The 26,021-nt window shown below is 50.4% G+C and carries 26 protein-coding genes, 1 tRNA gene and 1 pseudogene; 23 read left to right on the top strand and 5 right to left on the bottom strand.

Annotated elements, in window-relative coordinates; all coding sequences use genetic code 11:
• Positions 1–212: 212 nt before the first annotated feature.
• Positions 213–2,069 (top strand): malto-oligosyltrehalose trehalohydrolase, encoded by a 1,857-nt coding sequence (treZ, locus tag ACINK7_RS12410; RefSeq protein ID WP_404355553.1) that lies wholly within the window; start codon positions 213–215, stop codon positions 2,067–2,069.
• Positions 2,070–2,099: 30 nt separating this feature from the next.
• Positions 2,100–4,997: a malto-oligosyltrehalose synthase gene (gene treY, locus ACINK7_RS12415; protein WP_404355555.1), complete on the top strand. Its 2,898-nt coding sequence runs from the start codon at positions 2,100–2,102 to the stop codon at positions 4,995–4,997.
• A gap of 50 nt (positions 4,998–5,047) precedes the next feature.
• On the opposite strand, the gene ACINK7_RS12420 is transcribed toward treY, so the two are convergent.
• A complete protein-coding gene (locus ACINK7_RS12420; RefSeq protein ID WP_404355557.1) occupies positions 5,048–6,304 on the bottom strand; it encodes an MgtC/SapB family protein in 1,257 nt (418 codons plus the stop codon).
• Positions 6,305–6,758: 454 nt separating this feature from the next.
• Here ACINK7_RS12420 and ACINK7_RS12425 point away from each other — a divergent pair, with 454 nt between their 5' ends.
• Positions 6,759–7,172, top strand: a complete 414-nt coding sequence (locus ACINK7_RS12425; protein WP_404355559.1) for a VOC family protein — start codon at positions 6,759–6,761, stop codon at positions 7,170–7,172.
• 6 nt (positions 7,173–7,178) lie between these two features.
• Here the strand turns inward: ACINK7_RS12425 and queA are convergent, their stop codons facing one another.
• Positions 7,179–8,201 (bottom strand): tRNA preQ1(34) S-adenosylmethionine ribosyltransferase-isomerase QueA, encoded by a 1,023-nt coding sequence (queA, locus tag ACINK7_RS12430; RefSeq protein ID WP_404355560.1) that lies wholly within the window; start codon positions 8,199–8,201, stop codon positions 7,179–7,181.
• 89 nt (positions 8,202–8,290) lie between these two features.
• On the opposite strand from queA, the gene ACINK7_RS12435 reads away from it, so the two are divergent.
• The 14 genes from ACINK7_RS12435 to ACINK7_RS12500 all read left to right on the top strand — a co-directional run bounded on the left by ACINK7_RS12435 (position 8,291) and on the right by ACINK7_RS12500 (position 19,084).
• A tRNA-Leu gene (locus ACINK7_RS12435) sits at positions 8,291–8,377 on the top strand.
• Positions 8,378–8,541: 164 nt separating this feature from the next.
• Positions 8,542–9,729 (top strand): tyrosine-type recombinase/integrase, encoded by a 1,188-nt coding sequence (locus ACINK7_RS12440; RefSeq protein ID WP_404355562.1) that lies wholly within the window; start codon positions 8,542–8,544, stop codon positions 9,727–9,729.
• Positions 9,730–9,836: 107 nt separating this feature from the next.
• Positions 9,837–10,676 (top strand): hypothetical protein, encoded by an 840-nt coding sequence (locus tag ACINK7_RS12445; RefSeq protein WP_404355564.1) that lies wholly within the window; start codon positions 9,837–9,839, stop codon positions 10,674–10,676.
• Between the two features lie 81 nt (positions 10,677–10,757).
• Positions 10,758–10,985 (top strand): helix-turn-helix transcriptional regulator, encoded by a 228-nt coding sequence (locus ACINK7_RS12450; protein WP_404355566.1) that lies wholly within the window; start codon positions 10,758–10,760, stop codon positions 10,983–10,985.
• Complete coding sequence (locus tag ACINK7_RS12455) at positions 10,985–11,752, top strand: hypothetical protein (RefSeq protein WP_404355568.1); 768 nt, start codon at positions 10,985–10,987, stop codon at positions 11,750–11,752. The genes ACINK7_RS12450 and ACINK7_RS12455 overlap by 1 nt, the downstream gene beginning before the upstream one ends.
• Positions 11,753–11,755: 3 nt before the next feature.
• Positions 11,756–12,238, top strand: coding sequence for a hypothetical protein (locus tag ACINK7_RS12460; protein WP_404355570.1), 483 nt, complete (start codon positions 11,756–11,758; stop codon positions 12,236–12,238).
• A 106-nt stretch (positions 12,239–12,344) separates the two neighbouring features.
• Entirely contained in the window at positions 12,345–12,515 is a 171-nt protein-coding gene (locus ACINK7_RS12465) for a hypothetical protein (protein ID WP_404355572.1), read from the top strand.
• On the top strand, positions 12,512–13,450 hold the full coding sequence (locus tag ACINK7_RS12470) for a toprim domain-containing protein (RefSeq protein ID WP_404355574.1): 939 nt from the start codon (positions 12,512–12,514) through the stop codon (positions 13,448–13,450). Before ACINK7_RS12465 ends, ACINK7_RS12470 begins: the two co-directional genes overlap by 4 nt.
• A complete protein-coding gene (locus ACINK7_RS12475) occupies positions 13,443–15,389 on the top strand; it encodes a cell wall-binding protein (protein ID WP_404355576.1) in 1,947 nt (648 codons plus the stop codon). The genes ACINK7_RS12470 and ACINK7_RS12475 overlap by 8 nt, the downstream gene beginning before the upstream one ends.
• 359 nt (positions 15,390–15,748) lie before the next feature.
• Complete coding sequence (locus tag ACINK7_RS12480) at positions 15,749–16,201, top strand: hypothetical protein (RefSeq protein ID WP_404355577.1); 453 nt, start codon at positions 15,749–15,751, stop codon at positions 16,199–16,201.
• Between the two features lie 271 nt (positions 16,202–16,472).
• Entirely contained in the window at positions 16,473–17,102 is a 630-nt protein-coding gene (locus tag ACINK7_RS12485) for a hypothetical protein (protein WP_404355579.1), read from the top strand.
• On the top strand, positions 17,099–17,587 hold the full coding sequence (locus tag ACINK7_RS12490; RefSeq protein ID WP_404355581.1) for a hypothetical protein: 489 nt from the start codon (positions 17,099–17,101) through the stop codon (positions 17,585–17,587). Before ACINK7_RS12485 ends, ACINK7_RS12490 begins: the two co-directional genes overlap by 4 nt.
• Positions 17,587–18,246 carry a hypothetical protein gene (locus tag ACINK7_RS12495; RefSeq protein ID WP_404355582.1) on the top strand — a complete coding sequence of 220 codons (660 nt, stop codon included), beginning with the start codon at positions 17,587–17,589 and terminating at the stop codon, positions 18,244–18,246. Before ACINK7_RS12490 ends, ACINK7_RS12495 begins: the two co-directional genes overlap by 1 nt.
• A gap of 475 nt (positions 18,247–18,721) precedes the next feature.
• A complete protein-coding gene (locus tag ACINK7_RS12500) occupies positions 18,722–19,084 on the top strand; it encodes a head decoration protein (RefSeq protein WP_404355584.1) in 363 nt (120 codons plus the stop codon).
• Positions 19,085–19,451: 367 nt separating this feature from the next.
• Here the strand turns inward: ACINK7_RS12500 and ACINK7_RS12505 are convergent, their stop codons facing one another.
• Positions 19,452–19,586, bottom strand: coding sequence for a hypothetical protein (locus ACINK7_RS12505; RefSeq protein ID WP_404355586.1), 135 nt, complete (start codon positions 19,584–19,586; stop codon positions 19,452–19,454).
• A gap of 830 nt (positions 19,587–20,416) precedes the next feature.
• On the opposite strand from ACINK7_RS12505, the gene ACINK7_RS12510 reads away from it, so the two are divergent.
• Entirely contained in the window at positions 20,417–20,812 is a 396-nt protein-coding gene (locus tag ACINK7_RS12510; RefSeq protein WP_404355587.1) for a hypothetical protein, read from the top strand.
• A gap of 14 nt (positions 20,813–20,826) precedes the next feature.
• Here the strand turns inward: ACINK7_RS12510 and ACINK7_RS12515 are convergent.
• Positions 20,827–21,057: pseudogene (locus ACINK7_RS12515) on the bottom strand (hypothetical protein); the annotation flags it as partial.
• 147 nt (positions 21,058–21,204) lie between these two features.
• Between ACINK7_RS12515 and ACINK7_RS12520 the strand changes: the two are divergent.
• Positions 21,205–21,738, top strand: coding sequence for a helix-turn-helix domain-containing protein (locus ACINK7_RS12520; RefSeq protein ID WP_404355589.1), 534 nt, complete (start codon positions 21,205–21,207; stop codon positions 21,736–21,738).
• Positions 21,735–21,941: a hypothetical protein gene (locus tag ACINK7_RS12525; RefSeq protein WP_404355591.1), complete on the top strand. Its 207-nt coding sequence runs from the start codon at positions 21,735–21,737 to the stop codon at positions 21,939–21,941. The genes ACINK7_RS12520 and ACINK7_RS12525 overlap by 4 nt, the downstream gene beginning before the upstream one ends.
• A gap of 27 nt (positions 21,942–21,968) precedes the next feature.
• On the opposite strand, the gene ACINK7_RS12530 is transcribed toward ACINK7_RS12525, so the two are convergent.
• Positions 21,969–23,452 (bottom strand): IS3 family transposase gene (locus ACINK7_RS12530; protein WP_404361446.1). Its coding sequence is split into 2 segments (ribosomal slippage): positions 21,969–23,023 and positions 23,023–23,452, totalling 1,485 coding nucleotides; the frame shifts between segments, so codons are not numbered across the junction.
• Between the two features lie 210 nt (positions 23,453–23,662).
• On the opposite strand from ACINK7_RS12530, the gene tnpA reads away from it, so the two are divergent.
• The 3 genes from tnpA (at position 23,663) to tnpC (ending at position 25,993) form a co-directional block, all read left to right on the top strand.
• Positions 23,663–23,956, top strand: a complete 294-nt coding sequence (gene tnpA, locus ACINK7_RS12535; protein ID WP_404355498.1) for an IS66 family insertion sequence element accessory protein TnpA — start codon at positions 23,663–23,665, stop codon at positions 23,954–23,956.
• A complete protein-coding gene (tnpB, locus tag ACINK7_RS12540; protein WP_404355496.1) occupies positions 23,944–24,294 on the top strand; it encodes an IS66 family insertion sequence element accessory protein TnpB in 351 nt (116 codons plus the stop codon). The genes tnpA and tnpB overlap by 13 nt, the downstream gene beginning before the upstream one ends.
• Positions 24,295–24,379: 85 nt before the next feature.
• Positions 24,380–25,993 carry an IS66 family transposase gene (gene tnpC / locus ACINK7_RS12545; protein WP_404355494.1) on the top strand — a complete coding sequence of 538 codons (1,614 nt, stop codon included), beginning with the start codon at positions 24,380–24,382 and terminating at the stop codon, positions 25,991–25,993.
• The last annotated feature ends 28 nt before the right edge of the window (positions 25,994–26,021 follow it).

Raw genomic sequence — 26,021 nt, forward strand, 5'->3', positions numbered from 1 at the left:
ATGCCTGTTCCTAAAGGGTGAATCCCGACCCAACCTTGCATGTATATATTCGTCGGCGTATATTGATAACTAAGGATCATAAGAATACGAACAGTCCTATAAGTGAATATCACGGTTTTCTCTTCAGAATTTACTCAGAGTGAAAATCTCTCCCCGCGTTTGCAAGGATCGCCAAAGTTGCGGTCGTTAAAGACCGTGTAAGGTTAAAGCTTATGTCTATCGTAAAACGTTTACACTCCATGCCGTTCGGCTCTCATATACTCGACGACGGACGCGTCAATTTCCGCTTGTGGGCGCCCGGCGCGAAGCAAGTCGAACTTTGTTTACAAGGTTTGGCTCCGGAAACACGATTATTGATGGCACCGGAAGATGATGGCTGGTTCGGCATTACCAGCGAATTGGCCAGCGCCGGATTTTATTACCAATACCGAATCGATAAAAAAATACAAGTTCCCGATCCTGCCTCCCGATATCAACCGCAGGATGTCCACGGTTCCAGTCAGGTCATCGATCCTACCGAATGGCAATGGCAAGACGATGATTGGATAGGCCTGCCTTGGGAAGATTCGGTCATTTACGAATTGCATGTCGGCACGTTCAGCAAGGAAGGCACGTTTGCAGGCGTTAAAAAACATCTGGATCACTTGGTCGATTTAGGCGTCACTGCGTTGCAATTGATGCCGATCGCAGACTTCCCCGGGCGCTGTAATTGGGGTTACGACGGTGCACTGTTATTTGCCCCCGACAGCCGCTACGGGACACCCGACGACTTAAAAGACTTGATTGCCAGCGCACATACCAAAGGTCTGATGGTTTTCAACGATGTGGTTTACAATCACTTCGGACCGGAAGGCAATTATCTGCATCATTACGCACCACCATTTTTCAGCGACCGAACGCATACGCCGTGGGGCGCGGCGATAAATTTCGACGGCGAACACAACCATTGGGTACGCCAGTTTTTTATCCATAATGCCTTATATTGGCTTAACGAGTTTCATTTCGACGGCCTACGCTTGGATGCGATCCATGCCATTTTCGACGAATCCGAACCGGATTTTTTGAGTTGTCTGGCCGAAGCCGTGCGTCGCGGTCCGGGGTTCAATCGGCAAATTCACTTGATCCTCGAAAACGACGCCAATGCAGCGCATTACTTGAGGCAAGATTCGGAGCACCCGGAACGTTTTTTTACCGCGCAGTGGAATGACGACTTTCATCATACGCTACACGCACAGCTGACCGGAGAACACCAAGGTTATTATCAAGACTACGGCGAGCAGCCGATTCAACACCTAGGTCGTTGCCTTGCCGAAGGCTTTGCTTTCCAGGGTGAAATTTCAAGATACCGAGACGACAATCCCCGCGGCGAGCCCTCGAAAGATCTACCGCCGACGACTTTTGTCAATTTTCTTCAGACTCACGACCAAATCGGCAACCGAGCCTATGGCGAACGCTTATCGGTTTTATGCCCGCCCGAAGCGTTACGGGCAGCAACCGCGATATTGCTGCTATCCCCTGCCCCGCCGTTGTTGTTCATGGGACAGGAATGGGCCTGCAGCCGTCCTTTCAATTACTTTGTCGACTTCTCCGACGACTTAAATAAGCAAGTCGCCGAAGGCAGGCTCAACGAATTTGCCAAATTCCCCGATTTCAAACCAAACCCCAAAAAGCCGATTCCGACGCCGAATGAGCCGGAAACCTTCGAGTCGGCAATACTGGATTGGAACGAAATCGACGAGACGCCGCATCTGCAATGGCTCGAATATCACCGAAAACTATTACGCATTCGAAGCCGGTATATTCGACCGAGACTCTACGGATTGGCCGGAGGGCAAGCCGAATATCGGGTGCTCAATGAAAATGCATTTTGCGTGCAATGGCCGATGAATGATGGAAGCATTTTGAAAATGATCGCCAACCTCGGCAGCGAGCCGGCTTGGGTCAACTGTTTCAGTGAGGGAGAAGTGTTATTTGCCGCCGAACCCGATGCGTCCGAGCGTGTCGAACAGGGCCGGTTAACGCCTTGGTCAGTGATTTTTCTATTGGCCGAAGCCGATGCCGAGGCTTAAGCTTTCTCGAAATGCAAAAAACTAACTGCCATGGCGCTTTCCGATAAGCCAGACACCGATGCCGCCATTCCGGATTCGACTTACCGGTTACAATTAAACAAGCATTTTAATTTTGAGCAGGTCGCCTCCTGCATTCCCTATCTTCACAGCTTAGGCATTAGCCATTGTTATCTATCGCCTTTTCTGAAAGCCCGCCCGGGGAGTTCGCATGGCTACGATATCGTCGACCATAACACGCTCAATCCGGAAATAGGCGGGGCTGAAGATTTCGACACCCTCATTAGTCGACTTCAACAACACGGCATGGACTTAATCGCCGACATCGTACCTAATCATATGGGCATCATGGGCGCCGACAACGATTGGTGGCTCGATGTCCTGGAAAACGGGCCATCCTCGTCCCATGCCTTATTTTTCGACATCGATTGGAATCCGGTCAAAAAAGTACTGGAAAACAAGATCTTGATTCCGGTATTGGGCGACCATTACGGAAATATTCTCGAAAAACAAGAACTGAAACTTAGCTTTAACAGCGAGCGCGGCGAGTTCAGCGTTTATTATTACGAACATCGCTTTCCGATCGATCCGCAAACGTATCCATTGATCTTGAGTTCGCAACACGAACGCTTACATGAGTATTTCGAAGCAGACGACCCCGTCTTACACGAATATCAAACGCTCGATAACAGTTTCGGAAAATTACCCGCCTATACTGAAATAACGCCGGAGTCGATCGAAGAAAGAACCCGCGATAAGGAAGTATTTAAAAAACAATTAGCGAGACTTTGTTTAGAGAATGCCTGGCTTACATTATTTATCCGGTCTAGGATAACGGAAATCAATCGACATCCCAAAGACTGCGGCGAACTGCACGCCTTACTGGAACGACAAGCCTATCGCCTGGCTTACTGGCATGTAGCCGGCGATGAAATCAATTATCGCCGTTTTTTCGACATAAATGACCTAGCCGGGCTCAGAGTCGAGGATGCGGAGGTTTTCGATGCCAGCCACCGGCTTGTTCTGAGTCTCGTCGAACAAGGGAAAATCCAGGGCTTGCGAATCGATCATGCCGACGGCTTGCATGATCCGGTCGCTTATTACCGACGCTTGCAATCGGAAAATATGTCTCGTTCCGATAAGGATTGCGCTTCGAAAATTGCTCCTCTTTATATCGTTGCCGAAAAAATCGTCGCGAATTATGAATATCTTAACAGCGACTGGCCCATTCACGGGACCACCGGTTATGAATTTGCCGCGATCGTCAACGGACTGTTTATCGACATGACCGCCGAAAAAGCGTTGACCCGCACTTATACGCGTTTTATCGGACATAAGCGGGATTTCGACGAGATTCTCTATCAAGCCAAAAAGCATGTGATGGAAACGTCGCTGGCCAGCGAACTCAACATGCTAGCGATCCAACTCAGTAGAGTCGCTGAAGCCAACGCTAAAACCCGCGATTACACCCTCAATGCCTTACACGATGCACTAAAGGAAACCGTATCCTGTTTTCCTGTCTACAGGACTTATATTAATAGCCTAAACGTACGCAAAGAAGACAGCCAATATATCGACTGGGCCGTTCAACAAGGGCGCCAACGCAGTCGAGCATCCGACTTAACGATATTCGGCTTTATCCATGACGTCTTATTATTAAAAACCGGAGATTCGACAGTTTCCAGCAATGACTTATTGAAATTCGTCATGCGCTTTCAGCAATATACCGCGCCGGTCATGGCCAAAGGCACCGAAGACACGGCTCTCTATGAGTACAACCGGCTGGTTTCGTTAAACGAGGTCGGTAACGACCCTAGACATTTCGGCAACTCAGTCAATGCATTCCATCATTTCAACCAGGAACGCGCGCGTAAATGGCCCCATAGTTTATTATCTCTATCCAGTCACGACACGAAACGAGGCGCAGACACGCGGGCTCGCATCAATGTATTGAGCGAAATTCCGCAGCAATGGCATGAAGCAGTTTTTCGATGGCATCGAATCAACCGAACCAGGAAAGATAAAAGCGAAGCGGTCATCGCGCGTAACGACGAATATCTGTTTTATCAAACCCTAGTCGGCACTTTTCCGCTAGGTGAATTAAACGAGTCTAAATTATCCGCATATCGAGAACGAATTGAAAATTATATGATCAAAGCCGTACGCGAGGCCAAGCAGTTGACTTCTTGGACGAACCCGAACACGACTTACGAGCAAGCGGTCAGTCTATTTGTCAAACGTTGCCTGAACGAGACCCACACAACGCCTTTTTTGCCGGATTTTCTCGAATTCGAACGCGAAATTCGCCCGGCGGGATTGCTCAATGCCCTATCACAAACGCTGCTGCTATTAACCTCTCCCGGCGTGCCGGATATCTATCAAGGCAACGAGAACTGGCGGTTCTCGCTGGTCGATCCGGATAACCGCCGACCGGTCGACTTTAATCACCTCGGCAATATCTTGAACGAACTCGATAGCGAAACGAACAAGGGGCGCCATGATTTACTAAAAACTTTGCCAGAAACAATCGAAGACGGGCGCATCAAATTATTTGTGGTCGCGCAAACGCTACGATTTAGGCGCCAATACTGCGACCTGTTTCAAAATGGCGATTACATCAAGCTCGATTGCAGCGGAACACAGTCCGATCATATCGTCGCCTATGCCAGAAAAACACAAGATCGATGGGCTCTAATCGTCGTACCCCGACTGACGATAAGCTTGCTGGATAAAGAAACCCGACGTGTCCGTCCGAAAATTTGGCAAGATACGGCATTGATATTGCCGCAAGGGTCTCCCTTGAAGTTTTACGAGCTTTTCAGCCGAAACGCTTTGACGGCAAACGATGATAACGGAAATCGCCAACTTAAATTAGGCGAAGTATTCGAATACTTTCCATTCGCTTTATTGACCAATCTTGCACCGGACTAAGCCAATCTTACGATGCGCTTCGCTAATCAAAATCAGGTATATTTCATCACCTACTGAATAAAGAACAATGCTACGCCCAAGCCGACCGAACACAACATCGCGCCGCCAACCCTAAAACCGAGCGCGCGGCCGCCGATACTCAATGCCATGATACTCTTGACGATCGAATTAACTGCCACCGCGATCAAAATGGCCAATACCGCGACATCGATCGCCAAACCTTCTTGACTCATGCGCGACATCGACAGCGTAATCGGGTCGACATCGGTGATTCCGGAGATCGCCGCGACAAAATAGACTCCGGTATCGCCGAAGTAAATCCGCAGCATCCTAGCGATGAATAAAATAGCGAGCAACAACGCCCCGAATTTCAGCGCCATAACTAATTGAAAAGGATTTTCCAGCTTGAGGTCAGTATCGGATTCATAGATATTTGTCGCAGTTCTCCAAAACAGAAATGCGAAGAGATAACTGAGCACCCCCATCAAGAGAAGCGCCGGAAATAAAGGCCTCAACAAAGCCGGATTAATGATCGAAGCCAAAAACAAGGTCCGAGGAAACATCGTCGCGCAAGCGGTGAGAATTCCGGCAGACAGCGCATTTTCGTCACCCGGAAATTGCCTTGAAAACCTCGCCAAATTAAGCGTCACCGCGGTCGACGAAGCCAAACCGCCGAATACGCCGGTCAAAACCGGACCGTGCCGGTTACCGGCAATCTTGATCGAAAAATATCCCAAATAAGATATCGTCGCAATCAAGACCACCATCAACCAAACATGATAGGGATTGAATACTTGCCAAGAGTCTAAGTAACGGTCGGGTAAAATCGGCAGTATGACGATCGAAATTAGCAGCAACTTTAGTGTTGCGAATAATTCTCGGCGCTCGATTTTTTTTAACCAACCATGCAGTAAAGGTTTAAAACCGAGTAAAAACGTAACGACGACAGCCGATGAGGAAGCCAAGACGGTATAACCGAAAACAGCCAGCGCGCCGAATGCAAAGGCCAGCAACGAGGCGATGACACTGGTGACACCAAAGTCCTCGGTTCTCTCAAGGCTACTGTGATAAGCAACCATTAATACTAACGTCAATGCCAAAAAAGAAAAACCGATTAAAAGCGGATCCACCTCCCGCGCAAACAATGCCCAAACGCCGCCGAGCAAAGAGATTAGACCGAAAGTACGCAACCCGGCCACACGCGTTCCTTCTCCCCAATCGCGAGACTCCCAACCTCGCTCGAGACCGATTAGTAAACCGATGCCGAGGGCCGTGCCTAACAGTTTGAAATTTTCCAAATCAGTCATGAAGCACCCCTGACGAAATTATCGACTATGCTTATCCGATTTACGATAATCCTAAAGAGAGCAGTTGGCATGTGTTGTAGACCGTTGGTGCTTAGCCAAGTCGAAGCATGAACGGGCTACAACACTTTCACCGACTTAATGATGCTTCAAAACTACCCTTCACCTTACGACAAGGCTCTCCTGAGCCTATACTCGAAAGGCTCAGGGCTCACAGGTAGTTTGAAGCACTCAACTGCTCTTTTTACAATAATCGGAACGGCAGCTATTTCTTACAGTCCAAACGATTAAACGAATAAGATTCCAGCCGATGAAGCATTTCGGCTTAGAGTATCACGAATTTTATCAATGTAGTCTTTCAGGCGGCATCGTTCTATCGCGTAAGCTGATATCTCATTTTGTTATGTCGGTCGAGCAGAAGCGACACCGACTCATCTAATCGGAGGTTATCGACATCATGATCAAGATCAAAAATATCGACCATATTGTGATCCGTGCCCGAAACCCGGAAATCATGATACGTTTTTATTGCGATGTGCTAGGTTGCCGTTTGGAGAAATCGTCGGAAAAAATCGGCTTGTATCAATTGAGAGCAGGCGCCTCATTGATCGACATCGTTTCAGTTCAAGGCGAACTGGGTCGGCAAGGCGGACGGGCTCCGAGTGAAGAGGGTCGGAATATGCATCATTTTTGCCTGCGCATCGACCCGTTCGATGAACAAGAAATCAAACGGTACTTAGTAGAAAAAAGCGTTAGCTACAGTGATATCGAAACGCATTATGGAGCCGAAGGCTACGGACCTTCGTTGTATATCGAAGATCCGGAAAATAATGTTATCGAGCTGAAGGGAGCGGCAAATATTAATTTATAAGTCGCATCAATGCGTCAAGAACATCGCATCGCCATAGCTGAAAAAACGGTATTCTTGTTTTATGGCATGTCGATAAGCCTTCATAATATTGTCGTAACCGGCAAACGCCGAAACCAGCATCAATAAGGTCGACTCGGGTAAATGAAAATTGGTCAGCAAAACATCGACTGATACAAATCGGTAACCCGGCGTAATGAACAAATCGGTATCGCCAAGACCGGGCTCAAGCCTGCCGCTCTTCGAAGCCGATTCCAATGCCCTTACCGCGGTCGTGCCGATCGCGATGACACGACCGCCTCGCGCCTTAGCTTGCTCGACTGCTTGGACTGTCTCAGGGGAAACCGCATAATATTCCTTATGCATTAGATGCTGAGACAAGTCCTCGACTCGCACCGGCTGAAATGTACCGCTTCCGACATGTAGAGTCACAAACGTTTTTGGTACGCCCTTAGCCTCCAACCGATCGAGAATAGCTTGGCTGAAATGCAAGCCGGCGGTCGGCGCCGCCACGGCACCGGCTTCCCTAGCAAACACGGTTTGGTAGCGCTCCAAATCGACAGCATCGTCAGCCCGGTCGATATAAGGCGGCAACGGAATGTGACCGATGCTTTCCAGAATATCGAGCACACCGGCGTCGCCATCGAAGCGAAGCCTAAACAAGTCATCTTCCCTACCCCGCACTTCGCAGCGATAATCTCGATCCAGCTCGATAATCGCCCCGGCTTTGGGCGACTTACTCGACCGCATATGCGCAATGGCTTCATGCCGATCGACGATACGCTCGATCAAAATTTCCACCTTGCCGCCGGTTTGTTTTTGTCCGAATAGGCGCGCGGGAATCACCTTGGTATCATTAAACACCAATAAATCATCAGGCCCGACCAGATCGATAAAATCGCTGAACTGCCTGTCGCACAGGTGCCCACTAGCGCCATCCAAACACAACAATCGGCTGCTAACGCGGTCAGGTAAGGGGTATTGAGCAATTAAATGCTCCGGTAAATGATAATTAAAGTCGCTTTTTTTCATGGCGCGCGATAATACCAGTTTGTTCCGAATAATGACACTTAAAAAAACATTGGACAATTGAAAAAATTTCAATATAATATCCGTTCTTTGCCGGGGTGGCGAAACTGGTAGACGCGCTGGATTCAAAATCCAGTGGTAGCGATACCGTGCCGGTTCGATTCCGGCCCTCGGTACCAATTGATTATTCAATGATGTACAAAAAAGACTAAAAGCCCGCAAGTTTCCTAGCTTCGCGGGCTTTTTTGTGTTTATCGATGTTCAACTAGATTCATTGACATACCGTCAATTTTGACGGTATTTTTGACGGTATATTTTTCAACGCAGATTCTTATACCGTCAAATGCTCACCGATACCGCAATAAAAAACGCCAAGCCCGGCGACAAGCCCACCAAGATGACTGACGAAAAAGGTCTTTACCTGATCGTCATGCCGAACGGTTCAAAATACTTCAGGTTCGATTATCGATACGCAGGCAAGCGCAAAACCTTGGCCTTGGGTGTCTATCCGGAAACCCGGCTCAAAGATGCGCGTATGAAGCTATACGATGCCAAAAAACTTTTGCACGATGGCATCGATCCGAGCGCCAAACAAAAGGCCGAACATGACGCGACGACGCACACCTTCGAGCGCGTGGCTCTCAAATGGGCGGATTCCGTCAAAGACACGATCAAGCCGATCACGCACACCAAACGAATCAGGCGATTCGAAACGCATGTGTTCCCGCATATCGGAGGAATGCCGTTGGTCGAGGTCAAAGCCCCGAATATTTATTCTGCTTTGCGTCCCCTGGTCGAGATCAAGCAACTTGAAACGGCGCATCGATGCCGAGCCGATATATCCTCGGTATTCGCCTATGCGATCGCTCACGGCCTAACAGACTATGACCCGGCGCAAGCGGTAGCCAAACAGATTCCTTCCTTCAAAGTCGAGCATCGAGCCGCGATCACAGACCCGAGACAATTAGCCGTACTGCTACGCGATATTTACGGCTACGAGGGTGCCTTTGTCGTTCAATGCGCCATGAAGCTATCGGCGCTACTCTTTCAGCGTCCTGGAGAAATACGTCAGATGCAATGGGCGGACTTGGACCTTGACGCAAAGGAATGGCGTTATTTCGTCACAAAGACCGAAGTTGAGCATATTGTTCCATTGAGCCGTCAGGCCGTAGAGGTTTTGGAGCAAATCAAACTACTGACCGGCACACAAGGCTATGTGTTCACAACTCGACCCGGCAGGCCGTTGTCAGAAAATACGGTGAATTATGCACTCAGGGCGCTAGGCTACGACGGCAAGACGATGACCGCGCACGGTTTCCGAAGCGTGGCGTCAACGATCCTCAATGAATTGGGATTTTCCCCCGATGCCATAGAGAGGCAGCTCTGCCACATGCCGCGCGATAACGTCAGAGCCGCGTATAACCGGGCGCAATATTTGCCGGAACGGGTAAAGATGATGCAGGCCTGGGCCGACCATTTGGACGGCTTACGCAACGGCGCGGACGTGATACCGTTTAAACGCACAGGATGAGTTATAATTAAATTCAACCGGATAGGCCGACGGGCCGACAAGCGGGATTCGTCCCCCGTTTCCGGTTGATCCTACGCGACGACTTCACTTGACGGAGTGAAAATAACATGACCCTCCCTTCCGGCGCGTCAGAACTTTTCAATGATTCCGATCATTGGCTAAACCGAGACTTACCGATTGTCTTACGCCTGAATAAACCAGAAGATGTTGACTTATGCCGGGCATTGTTCAAAGTAGACCGGGCGATAGTCGAAAACGTCTTTGTTTCCTATCGGCATCAATGGGCGCTGTTCCTGGATCACTTGGTATCTTCGGTGCGCGAATACTATGAGATCGACGATAAGGAAGATACCAGACCCGCAGCAAGAAGAAGAGCCTATCAGGATTTGACCGGACGCTTGAAAGAAATCGAGGAAACAGCAAACGAGCTTTCCAGGCTGGTAGATTCGGTCAATCGATTATCTGAACCATTCGATCCGACTGATATTGCCGACATTGACATTCCGGTAAACCCTCTACAATGGCTAAACGATACCGTCGAGTTAGGAGAAATCGACCACGAAACCCGGCACCGATACCAATATTACCTACAAGCCGATATTGATCGCTTGGCTTATTTCGGTGCGAAATACGTCCCGACGATTGGCGACATGCTCAGGCAGCTGGCTAAGCAATATCAAGCCGCTTGGGGAGCATCACAAGACAAACAGACACCGACCAACTCACCGAAAAGCCGTTATAACGACTTTCTGTTTCATTTCTTTTCAGAGCTTCGCCACGAAGCGGAGCGCAACCAAATGCCTAAACGATTGCTATTAGGCAACCAAGGTCTAACCCTCGAAGACTGGGCTGTTATCTTCCGCAGCGTTTTGGATGACGATCGCTTCACCGAGCAATCGCTTAAGGACTTCTTGCGAAAAAAACCCTTTGGTGGAAATTGTCCCTGATTTTTTTTTCGTATTTCCACCGACTTTTTTTATTAAATTTCTTAATATCTCGCCACGTTATCAAAAACGAGGTGAGATTAAATGAAACAACAAGTTACCACTTTGCCTGCCGAGGGATTTGTCCGTTTAAATCAAATTATAGGAGATAAAAAAGCAAATCCACCTATTCCCGCTTTAATTCCTATTAGTCGAAGCACATGGCTAAGCGGAGTCGAAACAGGTCGATTTCCTAAGCCGGTTCGGCTTGGTAAGAGAACAGTTGCGTGGCGCATATCCGACATCAGAAAGCTCATTGATGAGGTGGCCTAATGTCAGCAATTGCTTACAACAATGATCCGAACACCAAGCCTAGCCGGTTGTCTCGCCGCCGAAAAAAGAAATGGCGGAATTCGAAATTGACATCGATGCTTAACGCGGCTATGCTTTCTACGCACTCGCAAAAAACGAGTGCCGGGCGTGGAAACCCGTTTTCAAGTGGCGATAAAACGCCGCAGCCTCTAGCGGCTTTTTTATGCCTACCATTCAGCGCGGCCTTAAACCGCGACTATTCTGTTATGGCGGGCTTATTCAGGCAGCGTTCGGCGCTGGCCGCTCCACTTGGCGGTTTTCCACCCTGCTTAAGCCCGCCACCCGATACCGTGGAAAGTATCCGTGGCGGTTTATTCCTCACAAGTGGAGTTACCGCAATGAAAAACCCTATCCAACACGCGCAAACCGCGCAAAATCACCCAAAAACCCAAGAAAAAGCCGTTAATAGCTTTCTTGAACAAATCCACGCGTTAGAAATCGAGCGTGAAACCGTTTTAACTGCTGGCCTCCCGGCATTACAACGCTTAGCCAACATTGCCAAAGGCGACACCGGGCAGGCCGGCACTGTTCGCCGCTTTCTATTGGGACTCTACAACGGCCACCGCTGGCCGTTCGATTTGACGACACTTCGCGGTCTGGATCGTGATTTGTTCGATGACTGCATGGCACTGTTGCGCCTGGACGCCCGCGCGACGATAAAGGAGGTTCATCAATACTTCACCAACGGCAGTGCATTGTTCGCGAAATTCGTAAAGATGGAGGGTTGAGCCATGACTTGTCATATTTCCCAAGCGGCTATCCAATTATTCGAACGCCAAAAAGATCAGCTCACCGCCGAAGAGCTGCAAGCGTATTCAAATTTGATTGATACGGCGCAATTTACCGCCGAAGGCATAGCGGAGATGCTGTGCACTCACGCCACCCTTTTGAGCGATGACGATGCGAACGGTCCGGACGATTGGCAATTGTCGCAAATTTTATACACCGTTGCCGATCAAGCCCGAAATATCTCCGCATTGCTTCAAGTCGGTACCGAAGCCGGATATCTGGCTAGAAAAAAGAGCGTTATCGAGGTTGAACTGTCCGGTAATGAGCGAGCGACATTAGAGTCTCTAGCCGAGAGGAGCGGTCTATGCGCCGAAACGTTTGCGGGGAGTCTCATTTTATTGGGGCTTCGCGACATGCTGACGGAAGAACGGAAGCCAAAGACGCGCTTGAAAGGTAAAGCAGACGTTTCTGTATCGGTGAATTAAAAGAGCCCGACTTACAATAAGCCGGGCTCTGCAATCCATTGACGAAACCGTCGTTGATTATATCAACGTGTTCGATCGTTTGCACCCCGGCGTTAGGAAAAACGCCATGAAAACATTGAAAAACTTTTATCAAAAACGGCAAAAACCGCCGTCGATTTGCCGTGCTTGCGGTTCGCATCATTTTGCACACTCATTTTATTGTACGGATTGCCGCAATTTGGCGGCTACGTTCGCACTCACCAAGACCTTGCGTGAGCGCCGGAGGGTTGAGCAATGAGCACACAATTTTCAAACATCGAAGAAGCTTGCCGCGCTGCCTGTGAAGCGGTAGGTGTTGAGTTCGTTCCAGTTTCAGCAGATGACCATTGGTATGTTGCAAATCTTCGCGATGACCGCAAGAAAGGCAACGGCAGAATTAAACTATTTGCCGATCGTCTTGGCGGGATCGTCAAGAACTGGAAAACCGGCGAACAAGAGCTTTTCTTCGTCAACGGTCACACCACTGGAAAACCTTTGTCCGCCGAAGAAAAGCGGCGCATCGAGGCCGAGAAAAAGCGCCGCGAAGCCGAACGCCAGCGCAATTACGACAAGGCCGCGCGTCGAGCGGCTGCCATTCACCAAGCGGCCGACGATGCCATAGTTCACCCTTACCTCGTCAAAAAGCAGGTTCAAGCCTTCCCGGGCGTCAAGGTCGGCCGTTGGGAACGCACGATACGGAATGACGACGGCACACGCCGGAAGATCGTTATCGACAACAGTCTGCTTATTCCCGCCTACAACGAAAAAGGCGCAATCCGTAATTTACAGGCGATATTTCCGGCAGAATCGCCGGAACTGGACCGATCAAAGGATTTTTTGCCGGGCTGTCAGTTGGGCGGCTGCTTCTTCACCATCGGCAAGCGCACCGATCCGGTTCTGATTTGCGAAGGCTACGCGACCGGAGCAACTCTGCACGAGGAAACCGGTTATCGGGTTTATGTGGCGTTCGCGGCCAATAATCTGAAAGCGGTTGCGCTATTGGTCCGAAAATACCGTCCTGATTTGAAGATAATCATCTGCTGCGACAACGACAAAACCGAAGGCAATCCGGGCATTCGATACGGGAACGAGGCGGCGCTTGCCGTCAACGGTTTTTTGACCTATCCGCCGATAGAAGGTTTCGACTTTAATGATTATGCGGCCATGCTGAAGGAGTTTGCAATTAATGAGTAAGGACAACGTAATCGATTTGGTCAACAAGCCGAAGAAGCCGAAAAAACCCGGCAATTCGGGCGGTTCCGGTACCGGTTCCGGCAGCAAGGCCGAAAAGCGGTTCGGTGATTATGCAATAATCAACAATGCTTTCCATCACATCAAATCCGTTCGATCAGGTCCCGACGGTCAAGGTTTTATTGAAATTCTGCTCTGTAATTTCGTTTGTAAGATCGTTCAGGAAGTGACGACCGACACCGGCCTAGAAGATCAGGCGTTTGTCCGAATCGAGGGTAAGCGCAACGATGGCGTGATCTTGCCGACGATCGAAGTTCCGTTCGCCAAGTTCTTTAATTCACGCGGTTCTTGGATAGGCGAGCATTGGGGAACGCGGGCATTTGTCCCAAGCGGCGCAATGAAGGCCGACAATCTACGCGCGGCGATTCACTTATACAGTACGTTAGACGGCGACGTTCCACGATGCCACATATACAAATATTCAGGTTTTAAAAAGATCGATGACCGATGGCACTATTTGACCGGTTCCGGCGCAATAACCGAGGCCGGTTTATTCGATTCTGTGCAGGTCGATCTTGGGGCCGGTCACATGAGCCGCTATGCGTTACCCGCACCGCCTGACCGTGACGAACTGAAGACGGTTGCCGGGGCGTTATCCGATCTTTTGACCGTGTGCCCTGGTAAACCACAAATCGGCGCCGCATTATTGGCCGCAGTTGCACGAGCACCTTTAGGTGAGTGCAGTCCGACCGATTTTTCTATTTTCCTGCAAGGCGTCACCGGCAGCCGGAAATCATCGGTTGCCGCGATCGCTTTGGCATTCTTCGGCGAGTTCAACGCGCGGCGGTTTCCGGCGAACTGGTCAGATACCGACAACGACCTTGAGCATAAAGCATTCGCCGCTAAAGACGCGGTTTTTGTCGTTGATGACTACAAGCCTTCAGTATCGCAAGCCGAAGCCTCACGGCTCTATTCGAAGGCGGAAAGATTCTTTCGTAACACCGGCAACCAAGCCGGACGTGGGCGACGTGGGGCAGATTTGCGAGCACTGGCCGCACCCTATAACCGATCGATGACGATTGCGACCGGCGAAGATTTGCCGAAAGGTCAATCGATCATAGGCCGCCTGCTCGTTCTGGAATTGACGCGGGCCGATGTGGATTTGGTCACGTTGTCGAGATTGCAGAACGCAGCCGATACCGGCGCATTGTCAAGGCTGATGAGTTTTTATATTCAATGGCTTTGTAGTCGTCTGGATGATTTGAAAGCGTCGTTCGGTGAGTCGATCCGTTGTCTTCGTGATGCGGCTCTGCGTGATGGCTTTGCCAATTCACATACCCGCGCCCCTGAAATCTACGCCAGTTTAGTAGCGGGTTCGGAAATCTTCATTGATTTCTTGAACGATGCCGGTCTGGTTGAAAGTGTGCAGGGCAATGTCATGTTGGCAACGATCGAGGATGGATTGAAAGCCGCTTTCGCGGAACAATCGACTTATATCGAGGAACAAGACGAGGTGCAGCGTTTTATTGAGCTGTTGAGGTCGGTGCTCGTTTCAGGCTGCGGGCATATTGCTTGCCGCATCAACCAAGGTCCGCCAGATACGAGACCGCATTCGTTTGGATGGAGGGCCGACGATTCGAGCGGAGAGCGAGTGCTAAGGCCGATGGGTGCCAAGATTGGCTGGCATTCCGATAAGGACGGCCAAATCTTGTTGAATCAGGGTTCCACATTCAAGGAAATACAACAATTTGCCAGGGCTCAGGGAGAGCCTTTTCTGATGTCGGCGGCGTCGTTGTGGAGAAGACTTCATGAACGCCAATTGATACTGGCAACAGAGAAACGCGGCGGCGGCAAGGTTCAGCTGACCGTTTGGCGGACGATTGCAGGGAAGCAAGAGCGGGTAATGATCCTGTCTGCAAATCTCATCGAGTCGGCAGAATGAAAAAGTTGCAAGGGGGGTACTGTTATATTTTGAGGGAATTGAGGGAAATTGTCTTGTATCCCTTGAATTACGTGGCTTTCTTGCTCCCTCAAATGAAAAAAAAGTGAGGGAATTTCCCTCAAATTTGAGGGAGCAGAGAAAACCTGGCTTGATGTGCAAATCGGCCGGTTTAAGGCTGATAACCGTGAATCTCCCTCAAAAAGTGAGGGAGATTCCCTCAAAAAAATAACGATTGAGGGAACGCAAAGCCGCGCGGCGTCTGGCCTGAGATGCAATTTCCCTCAATTCCCTCAATTCTGAAGGGTACCCCCATTGATACAAAATTTATTTAGTAATTTTTTTCTAACAGTAGGTGAAGAATGAGAACGGTAAAACCATACAAAAACATCGTCATCGATGGAGGACAATTTAGAGGTTATAAAATGGAGGGTTTCATCAATATCTTTCGTCACAAAAAAACAGCAAGCGTTAAGTGGGGTATTGGGAGCATCGATCACTTGCATGTTCAATCAATGGCGTTTGATAGGTATTGCGATGAAGCAGGAATGAGTAGGCAGTTGATAAAGTGGTTCGAAGATCATAAGCACTTGTTCTGCTCTAAAGCAAACATTTACCTAAGCAATAGATGGGGTGGTTGTCGTTATATTCCTCACGATCTCGCTGATGATTTAGCTTGGATCGTTAAGACTATTTTCGATGAGGCAGCAATTTATTCGATCGATAGGCAAACAAAATATGATGATGAAATGGGACTTAAACGTCACGCCCTTAAGCTGAGTGATTTTGTAGATAACAAGAATGGGCGGAAGTAGATGTACTGTCCATTCAATCCGATGTTTGAGTTCTGAAACCGCAATGCCTTCGGCACCGGGGCCCCTGGCATAAGAGCCACCCATACGGGTAATTCAAACCCCGATTTTTTTGAGTTTCTGGGTCTCTATAGTCTCAACTAATAGCTTAGGAATATCTTATAAGTGTATGTTTTTAATATTAAATACATCAGTTTTTAACTTAGGGTTGTCGATCATTTCGCAGTCTAATCGAAGTGTTCGGAAACGCAGTCAGAAAGGCGGCATAGTAAATATGTTAGAACGAGTTGAACGATTATTGAAATCTTTGGACCAGAGGAAGCCGCTTGATGATGATTTGTCTAGCTGGTTAACTCAGGCGTTTAGAAGGCACATTGAAACCGGCGTTGATTTAGGTGCGGCTTTGAACATCGGCGGATGCCGGGCCGAGTTCCTACGGGCACGGCGCGACTATTGTATTGAGCGAGCGTGGCGAATCCTCGAACGAGAGGAACCAGGGGGGAGCCATTGGGCGCGATCAGGACGACTTAAGGACTTGATAAAACGATTCCATGCCGGACGGTGGCAGCACTTGGAACTTAAACCGGAGCCTGAAAGCATGGACGATCTATCCAGATGGATCTTGAGATCGTTGAAAACTGGGCAAGGTTTGATCGGTCAGCGGCGGATCGATGACATTTTGAAAAATAATGATGGTTCAAATTTCAATCAGATCGTTGTAAATTTTTATCATTGGAATCAATTTTATAGATCGAACATGACTGAACAAAAATCTAATCCGAAACGGGTTACCGACGAAATGGCCCGCGACATTTGGGCAAAACGACATCGGTTAACCGAAAATTGGAAGCAACGCGAGCGTGAAGCCGCAGCCGAAGAAATGCGGCGGAGGGTGTCGCTATGAGCACCGCGCAATTAAAACCAGGCTTCAACCGCGAAAAATTACGGCGCTTCATGATGAAAAACAAAGATTTGCACGCGGCATATCTTAAACTGCATGAAGATATCGGCTTTCTTGCTCGAGAGCAGATACCGCCATTCGAGCGCCGTCTAAAGGAGGCTTCCGAAAAAGCCGGGCTTAATCATAATCGCGAAGTGTTCAACGCCCGGAATGAAGGCCGCACGCCGGTTGAATTCGCTAATTTCATGGATTACCCGCTCGATAAAATGCTTGAATCCTATGTATCACATCCAATTCGTAAGCATATCGATTATGGAATTCTCCAAAAATATGTCAGATACACCCTTGAGTTAAACGCACTCAAAGACCATCAAGAGAGGATACAGGAAGAATTAAAACCGCGTAGGCACCTTGTTGATCGATGCCTTGAATTCTTAAAAAATCAGGGGCTAACGCCTGACGAAATCGGCTTGGAGGCAAATTGGTGATGGACAAATTCAACAAGAACACCGTTTATGCCGATATCGAAAAAATCAGGGGCGCTATTACCGCTCTTCAAGAAGAAGCTTCTTGGATCGAGACATCGAAACCGCCGAAAGCGGACCTTATTGCTCGGATGAACAAGTGGGTTGACGCACTCGGTAACGAATCGGATTCAGTTCGGCGGGTGATGTATGACGATGACTCGCGCGATATTTTCAAAGTAGCGACAAAGATAGATTTCGGCGGCCATGGGCGCTCCGCTAATTTGGGGCCGCTTTTGTGCGAATTATTCGCCGATCCGATCAAAAACACACTTGGCAAAAAAATCGAGCAGCTTGATTACGAACCCGGTCCGGCATGGGCCGACCGTCCGCGACTTTTGGAGAAAAACGCCATGCAGGTAAAGCAACTTGAAATTGCCGAGGAAAGTTTGATTTGCGAAGCCGAAAAAGTGGGGCTTCCGATCCCACGCCGCGAAGATTTGAGCCCTGAGGTATTCCTCGAGGTCGATTTATCGCAGCCGTTACCAGATGCGCCCGAGTCGGCAGCGGCGATCGAATACCGGGATCGCCAAGCGGCGTTAATGGAAATGGCCGACCGCGATCAGGCGAACTCCGCGCGGTTGGTTGGCAGTCGAGGTGCTGTAAATTTTGATCTCGTCTAAGTTTTGATCCCATGCCGGTGTCAACCTCTCTCAACTTGGCGCTCATAACCGGCATGGGATCACCCTTATCCGACCCGGGCCGGGGAAAGCTCGGAGAACAGTTTTGATCCCTCGAAGGTGCCAACCTCTCTTAACGTGGCGCTCATAACCGGCGAGGGATCACCCTTATCCGACCCGGGCCGGGGAAAGCTCGGAGAACAGTTTTGATCCCACGCCGGTGCCAGACCTCACCCCACTTGGCAATTCGTGACCGGCGCGGGATCACCCTTACACTTGTTCAGAGTGTGGCACCCTTGCCCGGCTTAGGCCGGGCTTTTTTTGATTGATATGCAGACATCTAAACAGCGACCCAGGCCCTTGAAAGCTTGGGAGCGATACGGCTACAGCTCATACGCTGAATATTGGCTGAGCCGCCGCAAATCGACCCAGGCCCTTGAAAGCTCGGGGTAGAAATTTTTTACTAGGAGAAAATGAAATGATTTTTACAGAACCAAATAGAGCAGGTGAATTCCTGCTTACCGAAGTTTCGCCACAATTCCGCGAAAACGTGACGGTTGCCGAAGGCCAAGACCTGCCAGCCGGTGCGGTGGTGGCAAAATTGACCGCCGGCGGCAAATTTGTGGCGCTCGATCCCGAAGCCGACAGCACCGGCGCAGAAGTGGCAGCGGGTGTCCTTTACAGCGCAGTAAATGCGACGGAATCAGACAAGCCGGGTTTGATAATTTCGCGGTTGGCCGTGGTCAATGGTGCCGCCCTGACGTGGCCGGAAGGGATCAGCGGCGGCGACAAGGCCGATGCTGTTGCGGCGCTGGAGTTAAAATTTCTTATTGTTCGATAATCGGAAACTTTACCAGAATCAATTTACATGCCGGTCTGTAAGCCTTGCTATTAGTGGCCTTCAAGGAGTTGGCATGTAATTATGCTAGAGAATCGATTGTTTCCTTTTTGTTTACAATTTTTGGAGCAACATGCTTTTTTATCAAATCGCGCCCATGGGCGCGATTTGCCAGCGCCAGTTGTCCACGCGCGCGGAGTGGATGGCCTCATTTGAAATGAGACCCTTCCGAATTCCGTTGTCCACGCGCGCGCGGGTGTTGTACCGGTTGAGACGGTTCCGTCTCAACCGGTAAACCGTTGTCCACGCGCGCGCGGGTGTTGTCTCATTTGAAATGAGGAAACCGGGTATTTTAAGGTGAATGTTTGGGCTAGCGCCAAAGCCGTGAAAAACCGTCGATAAACGCGGCGGCCAAGCATATCAGGGCAATGAACATCCAAAACGGCTTCATCGACAACGCGAACAGCAAAAACGACACCAACAACGCTTGTATTGATAACGGCATGGCAACAAAGACCTCAATAGGCAAAATCCGTTACTGACTCTACCGAATAACACAATGGTGCTCAAGAGACGGTTTTCCAGATCGAGCGGCGACCCGAACGGCGGGTAAATTTGGGCGTGGGGGAAAAGGTAATCAGTAACTTTTTCAGTAACATAAATAGAAAATCCATAAAACTTAACAATATCAAAGGCGTTCGATTCCGGATAGCCCTCGATAAACTCAAGAAGTTACCTCATTTCAAATGAGGAATGATTTTTAGATAGTGGTTTAAATAAAATGACTGACGGTATTTTTGACGGTATCAAAAAGCCATACATTTTTAAATATATGATAAGTATATGAATATTAGCTTTTTCGAGACAGGCCCTCGTACCAAAGAATAATCAAGGCCTTAGCGGATTTTCCGCCAAGGCCTTTTTTATTGCCTTTTGAAAAATGCGATACTGCCGCAACAAAAGCGACCCACTGCTCTTTATTGGTTGCCGGATTTTTATTATCCCATCAACATTACAATAAACAGGCTTGTTTACTTCACCAACCTCATCAGTTTTCTGTAATTGTCCTCGACGTCGCATTTCACTGGCTCTTCGTTGATTTTTGCCTATCGCACATCAAATTTCGGCGCTTCACTATCTTCTCCCTCCGGGAGAAAGCTAGGATGAGGGCACAGGGCAAACGCATTAAAATAATCAACATATCAATATGTTATCCTGTTTCTTAGAGCGCTTAGTCAATTCGGCTTAACTTATGGCACTCCTCCCTGGGCCCCGTTAGGCCGCGCCGAGCACTGGCGATTTTGCCGAGAATAGCCCGTTAGGGGAGCGGCAGGGATGCCGCTCGTTTTCGGAGGGCTAGGGATAGCCCTTCCGAAAACCCTCGGCAAAATCGTCAGCGCGCAGGATGCAGCGGCCTCCGGGTGTCTGCTGACTCGCGCCATCCGGGCGCTCGCACTTCGTGCGCCTTTGGCGTCCCAATCCGCTCCCGGCGGATTGGTCTTTTGGATACTTTTCTTTGGACAAGCAAAGACAAAATCGCCTGGAGCGATTTTGAACAGCTTTAGCTGGCCCGAAGGGCGAAACCCAAGGATGGGTTTCGTAGCAGTATCGCGGTTGTCGGTCCGCGAACCGACTACACATAAGCGTCGCGATAGCGACACAAAGCCTTATTTAGGTTTCAAACTAAATCTTATAGTTAACCAGGAAAAAAAGAATATTTTAACTATTTGATTTTCTATAGTGTTTTAATGCGTTTGCCCTGGATAAGGGGATAAAAAAACCGTAATTTGATGTGCGAACACTATATGATTGAGTCGCTCGAAAAACATGCGGGCGCATTCGATCTTCGAATGCGCGATCACCCAATTCGGATTGTAGTCACCGACCGGCGTCGACATGAAAAAGCCTTTCGGCAGTTTGGCGTTGACCACTACTTCATCAAGGGTACCGAGTTCGGCTACAAAGTTCCGTTCATTTTGGGAATCCGCGGCTTACTCGACTGTTCGACAGCGAGAGCGCTACGGCCAAAAGGCAATATATACTCATCGCAGATGAAAATTCGGCCTCGGGATGCCCGTTAAAGGACGCCGTAAATACGTCCATGTAGGCTCTATGCCAGCTCCATGCTGGCAAAGCCTTTATCGAGCACCCCGAGGCTTCCTCCGGCACTGCCGAAATTTGAAGTGCAAAAGGTATATGCTGCCTTTTATGCTGCTGGTGTGGCACCCTCAAAAGCAACGGATAAGTTGCCTTTAGATATGAAAGCAACTAATATGTTGCCATCCATCGTGAAAGCAACATATGCGTTTACTAAGATGAATTCTTTACTCCACCAGATAAAACAACGGCGACTGACACTCGGCCTCAAGCAGAACGACATGATGTTGCGTGTAGGCGTATCTCGTCAGCAATATCAGCGCCTGGAATCAAAAGGAAACCCTAGGCTAGACACCTTGGAGTTGATAGCGAAGGGCTTGAATAGCGAACTTATGCTCATACCAAAGGAAAAGCTTGGCGCTGTTATAACGCTGCTTGAACAGGAGAGTTCCGAGCTAGGTAAGGAGCATATATCCCAGGCGAAAAATACTGCAAAAGAAGAGGCAAAGAAAAGTCTTTCAGATGATCCATGGCAGGACTTGCTGGGGGATGATTCATGAGCGAAGCCCAAGTCGATGAAATACACGTACTCAAGTTGAGCTTGCACGAAACGCTGGTTGGATACTTGGCTGGCTTTCAAGGCGGTAGAAATGTGCTGAGCTTTGCCGATGAATTTAAGAGTGATGCAGGCCGTCCTACCTTTAGCTTGATTACACCAAATGCTCCTTCGGAATGTGTCAATGACTTTGAGACACCAAGTTGATTTATTTAGTGTCTAATTGTTGTGTATTTATGGGTCGAGGTTCTCCTTTGTGTTTATAGGCGGATTAATCCAAACGGCGTTAGGCAAGCTGGGTGGCAAAGGGCACTTTCCTTTGAATCGCTTTGGATTGGCGAGGAAGGCAATCTCCAGGGTTTTTGCGCGTGCTTGGTATACCGTAGCCGCTTGGTCGAAATGGACGGTGGCCGGGGTCATGTAACCGATGCCCGAGTGGCAATGGGACTGGTTGTACCACGGGAAGAAGCGTTGGCAATGGCTGCGGGCATCCTCAAGGCATCCGAAGCGGACGGGGAAATCAGGCCGATATTTCAGGGTTTTGAACTGGGCCTCGGAATAGGGATTGTCATCCGAGACATAAGGCCGGCTATGGGTCTTGGCGACATCCAGATCGACCAGTAAGGCAGCCACGGGCTTGCTGCGCATGCTGGAACCGCGATCGGCATGCAGCGTCAGTGTATTCGGCGGGATGTTGTGCTTGGCCACCGTCTCGGCGATCAGTTGCTCGGCCAGTTCGGCGGTTTCCCGCGGGGCGACCATCCAGCCAACGACATAGCGGCTAAAAATATCCAGGATCACATACAAGTGGAAACAGGTCCATTTAGCCGGGCCTTTGAGTTTCGTGATATCCCAGCTCCAGACCTGGTTAGGCGAGGTGGCCAAGAGTTCCGGCTTGGTGTAGATCGGGTGCGTCCGTTGGCGCCTACGCTCCGCTGACTGGCCGTCCGCTTCCAGAGCACGATACAAGGTGCGCACCGAGCCGATGTAGCGCCCCTCGTCCAGCAGAGTAGCATAAACAAAATACGGTGAGCAGTCGGCGAAGCGTTCGCTGTTAAGCACCTCCAGGAGTTGCTGCCGCTCATTAGTCGAGAAAGCCAGCGGGGCGGACGGACGGGGCACCCGCGTTACCGACACAGGCGCCAGGTGGCGCCGACGGGCATCCTCGCGATAGACCGAACTGCGGTTCAAATTCAGGGCTGCACAAGCCGGAGCCAGGCCGACCTCCGGGGCCAACTGGTTAAGGGCTTGCATCAGCTGGACTCGCTCGGCGTCTCGTCCGTCGGCAGTCCGAACAAGACGCAAAGTTTTTTTTGGACATCAATAATGGCATTGGCCTGAGCGAGTCTACGACGCAGGCGCTCATTATCCTGGGTAAGTTGGCGCACACGACGGTCCTCGGCCTGAGCCGGATCGGTCTTGCGCCCGCGCTTTTGCGGCGCCAGCGCGGCACGCTGATCGGCAGCACGCTGTTTGCGCCAAGTGGCTAATTGGGATGAGTAAATCCCTTCTTTGCGTAATAGGGCGCCAATCTCACCCGGCTGAGTACAGCAATCAGCGGCATCCAGGATGCGGCGCTTGTCGCTGCTGGTAAATTGTCGGCGCTGGGCGGTGGCAACCACCTCCGGATCGGGCCGCGCGCCGGAGGTCGCGTTTCCAGCCGCCCTACGGGCGTCTTCCAACGCGACCTCCGGCGCAGTTAATTGTGGTGATTCCATGGTCTCTGCTTTTGATTTGCTCATGATTCTGGCCTACCTTTATACTCTAATTTCCGAGGGGTCGATGTCTCAGGTCATATTGGCACAGGAGGCTTGTGGAAAAACTCTGAGGATAACAACGGCGGGGAAAGTTTGTAAGCGTCCAACGCCACCATCTAAAAATCCCTCGCAGCCACTGTTATCCTCAGGATTTTTCCACGAGGAGAGCACATGGCATTATCGGACAAACAGAAACATCACATCGAAGCCTGGCAAGCCAGCGGATTGACGAAATCAGCGTATTGCCGTCAGACGGGTTTGAACGTCAAAACCTTTGGCCGCTGGTGCCGATTGGCTCGGCAAGCGGTTGACGCCGATGCGCCGACATTGATACCGGTCCGGCTGCAACCGGAGCCGGCGGTCTCGGGTTCGTTGTCGTTACGTTGGCCGCAAGGCCACGTTTTAGAGCTGCCGGTCAGTGTATCGCCGCATTGGCTCGGGGAGTTGCTGCAATGTCTGGTTTGATTGAGAGTCCGGCGCAAATCTGGCTGGCGGTCGAGCCGGTCGATATGAGGCGGGGCATCGATGGCTTGTCGGCGATTGTCCAACAGCGCTTAGGACATGCGCCATGCGCCGGGGCAGCGTTTATTTTTCGCAATCGCGCCGGTAATCGTTTGAAAGTGTTGCTGTGGGACGGCAATGGCGTTTGGTTGTGTCAACGCCGTCTGCATCGAGGCTCGTTTACCTGGCCCAAGGCCTCCGAAACCGTATTTGCCCTGAGTCAGGCGCAGTGGCAATGGTTGATTGCCGGGGTCGATTGGCAGCGCTTATCGGCGTCATCGTCAGCCGATTGGCAAGTCTAAAAGGCCTGAAAAAAACACGTAAAAATTCGTAGAAACCCAGTTGAATCAAGTGCTTCAGAGGGCTTGATAGGGTATAATAAGCCCCATGAATCCACTGGCCGAACTCGATCAATTGAACCTGGAGCCCGCCGCGAAAAACCATGTCGCGGCGTTGCTGCAGGCGCTTCTTGATCAAGCTGCTCAGGACGCCAAAACCATTGAGGCTAAAGAAGCTGACATCCAGGCTAAAGACCTCAAAATCGGCGCCCTGACCTACGAATTGGCCTACTACAAGCGTATCCGCTTCAGCACCAAGAGCGAAGCGCTGGCACCACTGCAACGCGACGTGTTCGAGGAAACTCTCGATGCCGACATTGCCGCTATCGAAGCCGAGGTCGAGCAGCTTCAAGACGGCCCGGCGTGTGATACTGTGGTTCGCCCCAAACGTCCGCGCGCCGGCCGCCAGCCCTTACCGGATCATTTGCCCCGCATCGAGCACCGTCACGACCCCGAATCCTGCACTTGCGGTCAGTGCGGCAAGGACTTGGTCAAGATCGGCGAAGACGTCACCGAACAACTGGACGTCGAGCCGGCTAAATTCTTTGTCCATCGTCATATCCGCCCGCAATATGCCTGCCGAGCCTGTGAAACCGTCACGGCGGCGCCGATTCCTCCAGCCGTGATCGACGGCGGTATGGCGGCAGTCGGCTTGCTGACCTGGGTGCTGATCGGCAAATTCCTCGATCACTTGCCGTTGTACCGATTGGAACAGATCGCCGCCCGTAGCGGTGTGATCTTGTCCCGCTCGACACTGGCCGATTGGGTCGGACGCCTCGGCGTCGCCCTGGAGCCCTTGGCCGATCGTTTAACCTGGCACTTATTGCATCGCGATAGCTTGCATGCCGACGAAACCCCGGTTTCGCAACTGGATCCCGGCAACGGCAAAACCAAGAAAGCCTATTTATGGGCTTATCGCAGCAACGATTTGCAACCCGGCCCCAAGATCCTCGTCTTCGACTACCAAGCCGGCCGGAGTGGCCGGCATGCGCAGCAATTTCTACAAGGCTGGCACGGTCACCTGCTGGTCGATGACTACAGTGGCTACAAAGCCCTGTTTGCGACGGCGCGTGCGCATCCCGAATCATCTTGCCTACTCGAACCGTGTGTCGAATTGGCGTGCTGGGCGCATGTGCGCCGAAAATTCTTCGATCTGTATCAGGCCAATCAGAGCCCGATCGCGCAGGAGGCGTTAAATCGTATCGCGGTCTTATATGTGGTAGAAGCCGACGCGCGGGAACTGACATCCCGAGAGCGCCAAACCCTTCGGGCCGAAAAAAGCCTGCCGGCACTCACGGACTTACACGACTGGCTGCACCAAACCCGGTTGCGCACCGCACCGAATACCGCGACCGCCAAAGCCATCGATCACGCGTTAAAACGCTGGCCAGCCCTGACACGATATGCCGAAACTGGCGATTTACCCATAGACAACAACCCGGTAGAAAACGCCATCCGGCCCATTGCCCTGGGCAAAAAAAACTGGCTGTTCGCCGGATCCGAGCGTGCCGGTCAACGGGCCGCCGTCATCCAAACCCTGCTCGGCACTGCCAAACTCAATGGCCTCGATCCCGCCGCTTGGTTAAATGAAACCCTGGAAAAACTCCCTACCTGGCCCAATAGCCGGATCGACGAGCTGTTGCCTTTCGACCATCTGGATTAAATCATGCTCAGTTGAGTACGAATAGGTG

This window comes from Methylotuvimicrobium sp. KM1 (assembly GCF_044788715.1).
Taxonomy (GTDB): Bacteria; Pseudomonadota; Gammaproteobacteria; order Methylococcales; family Methylomonadaceae; genus Methylotuvimicrobium.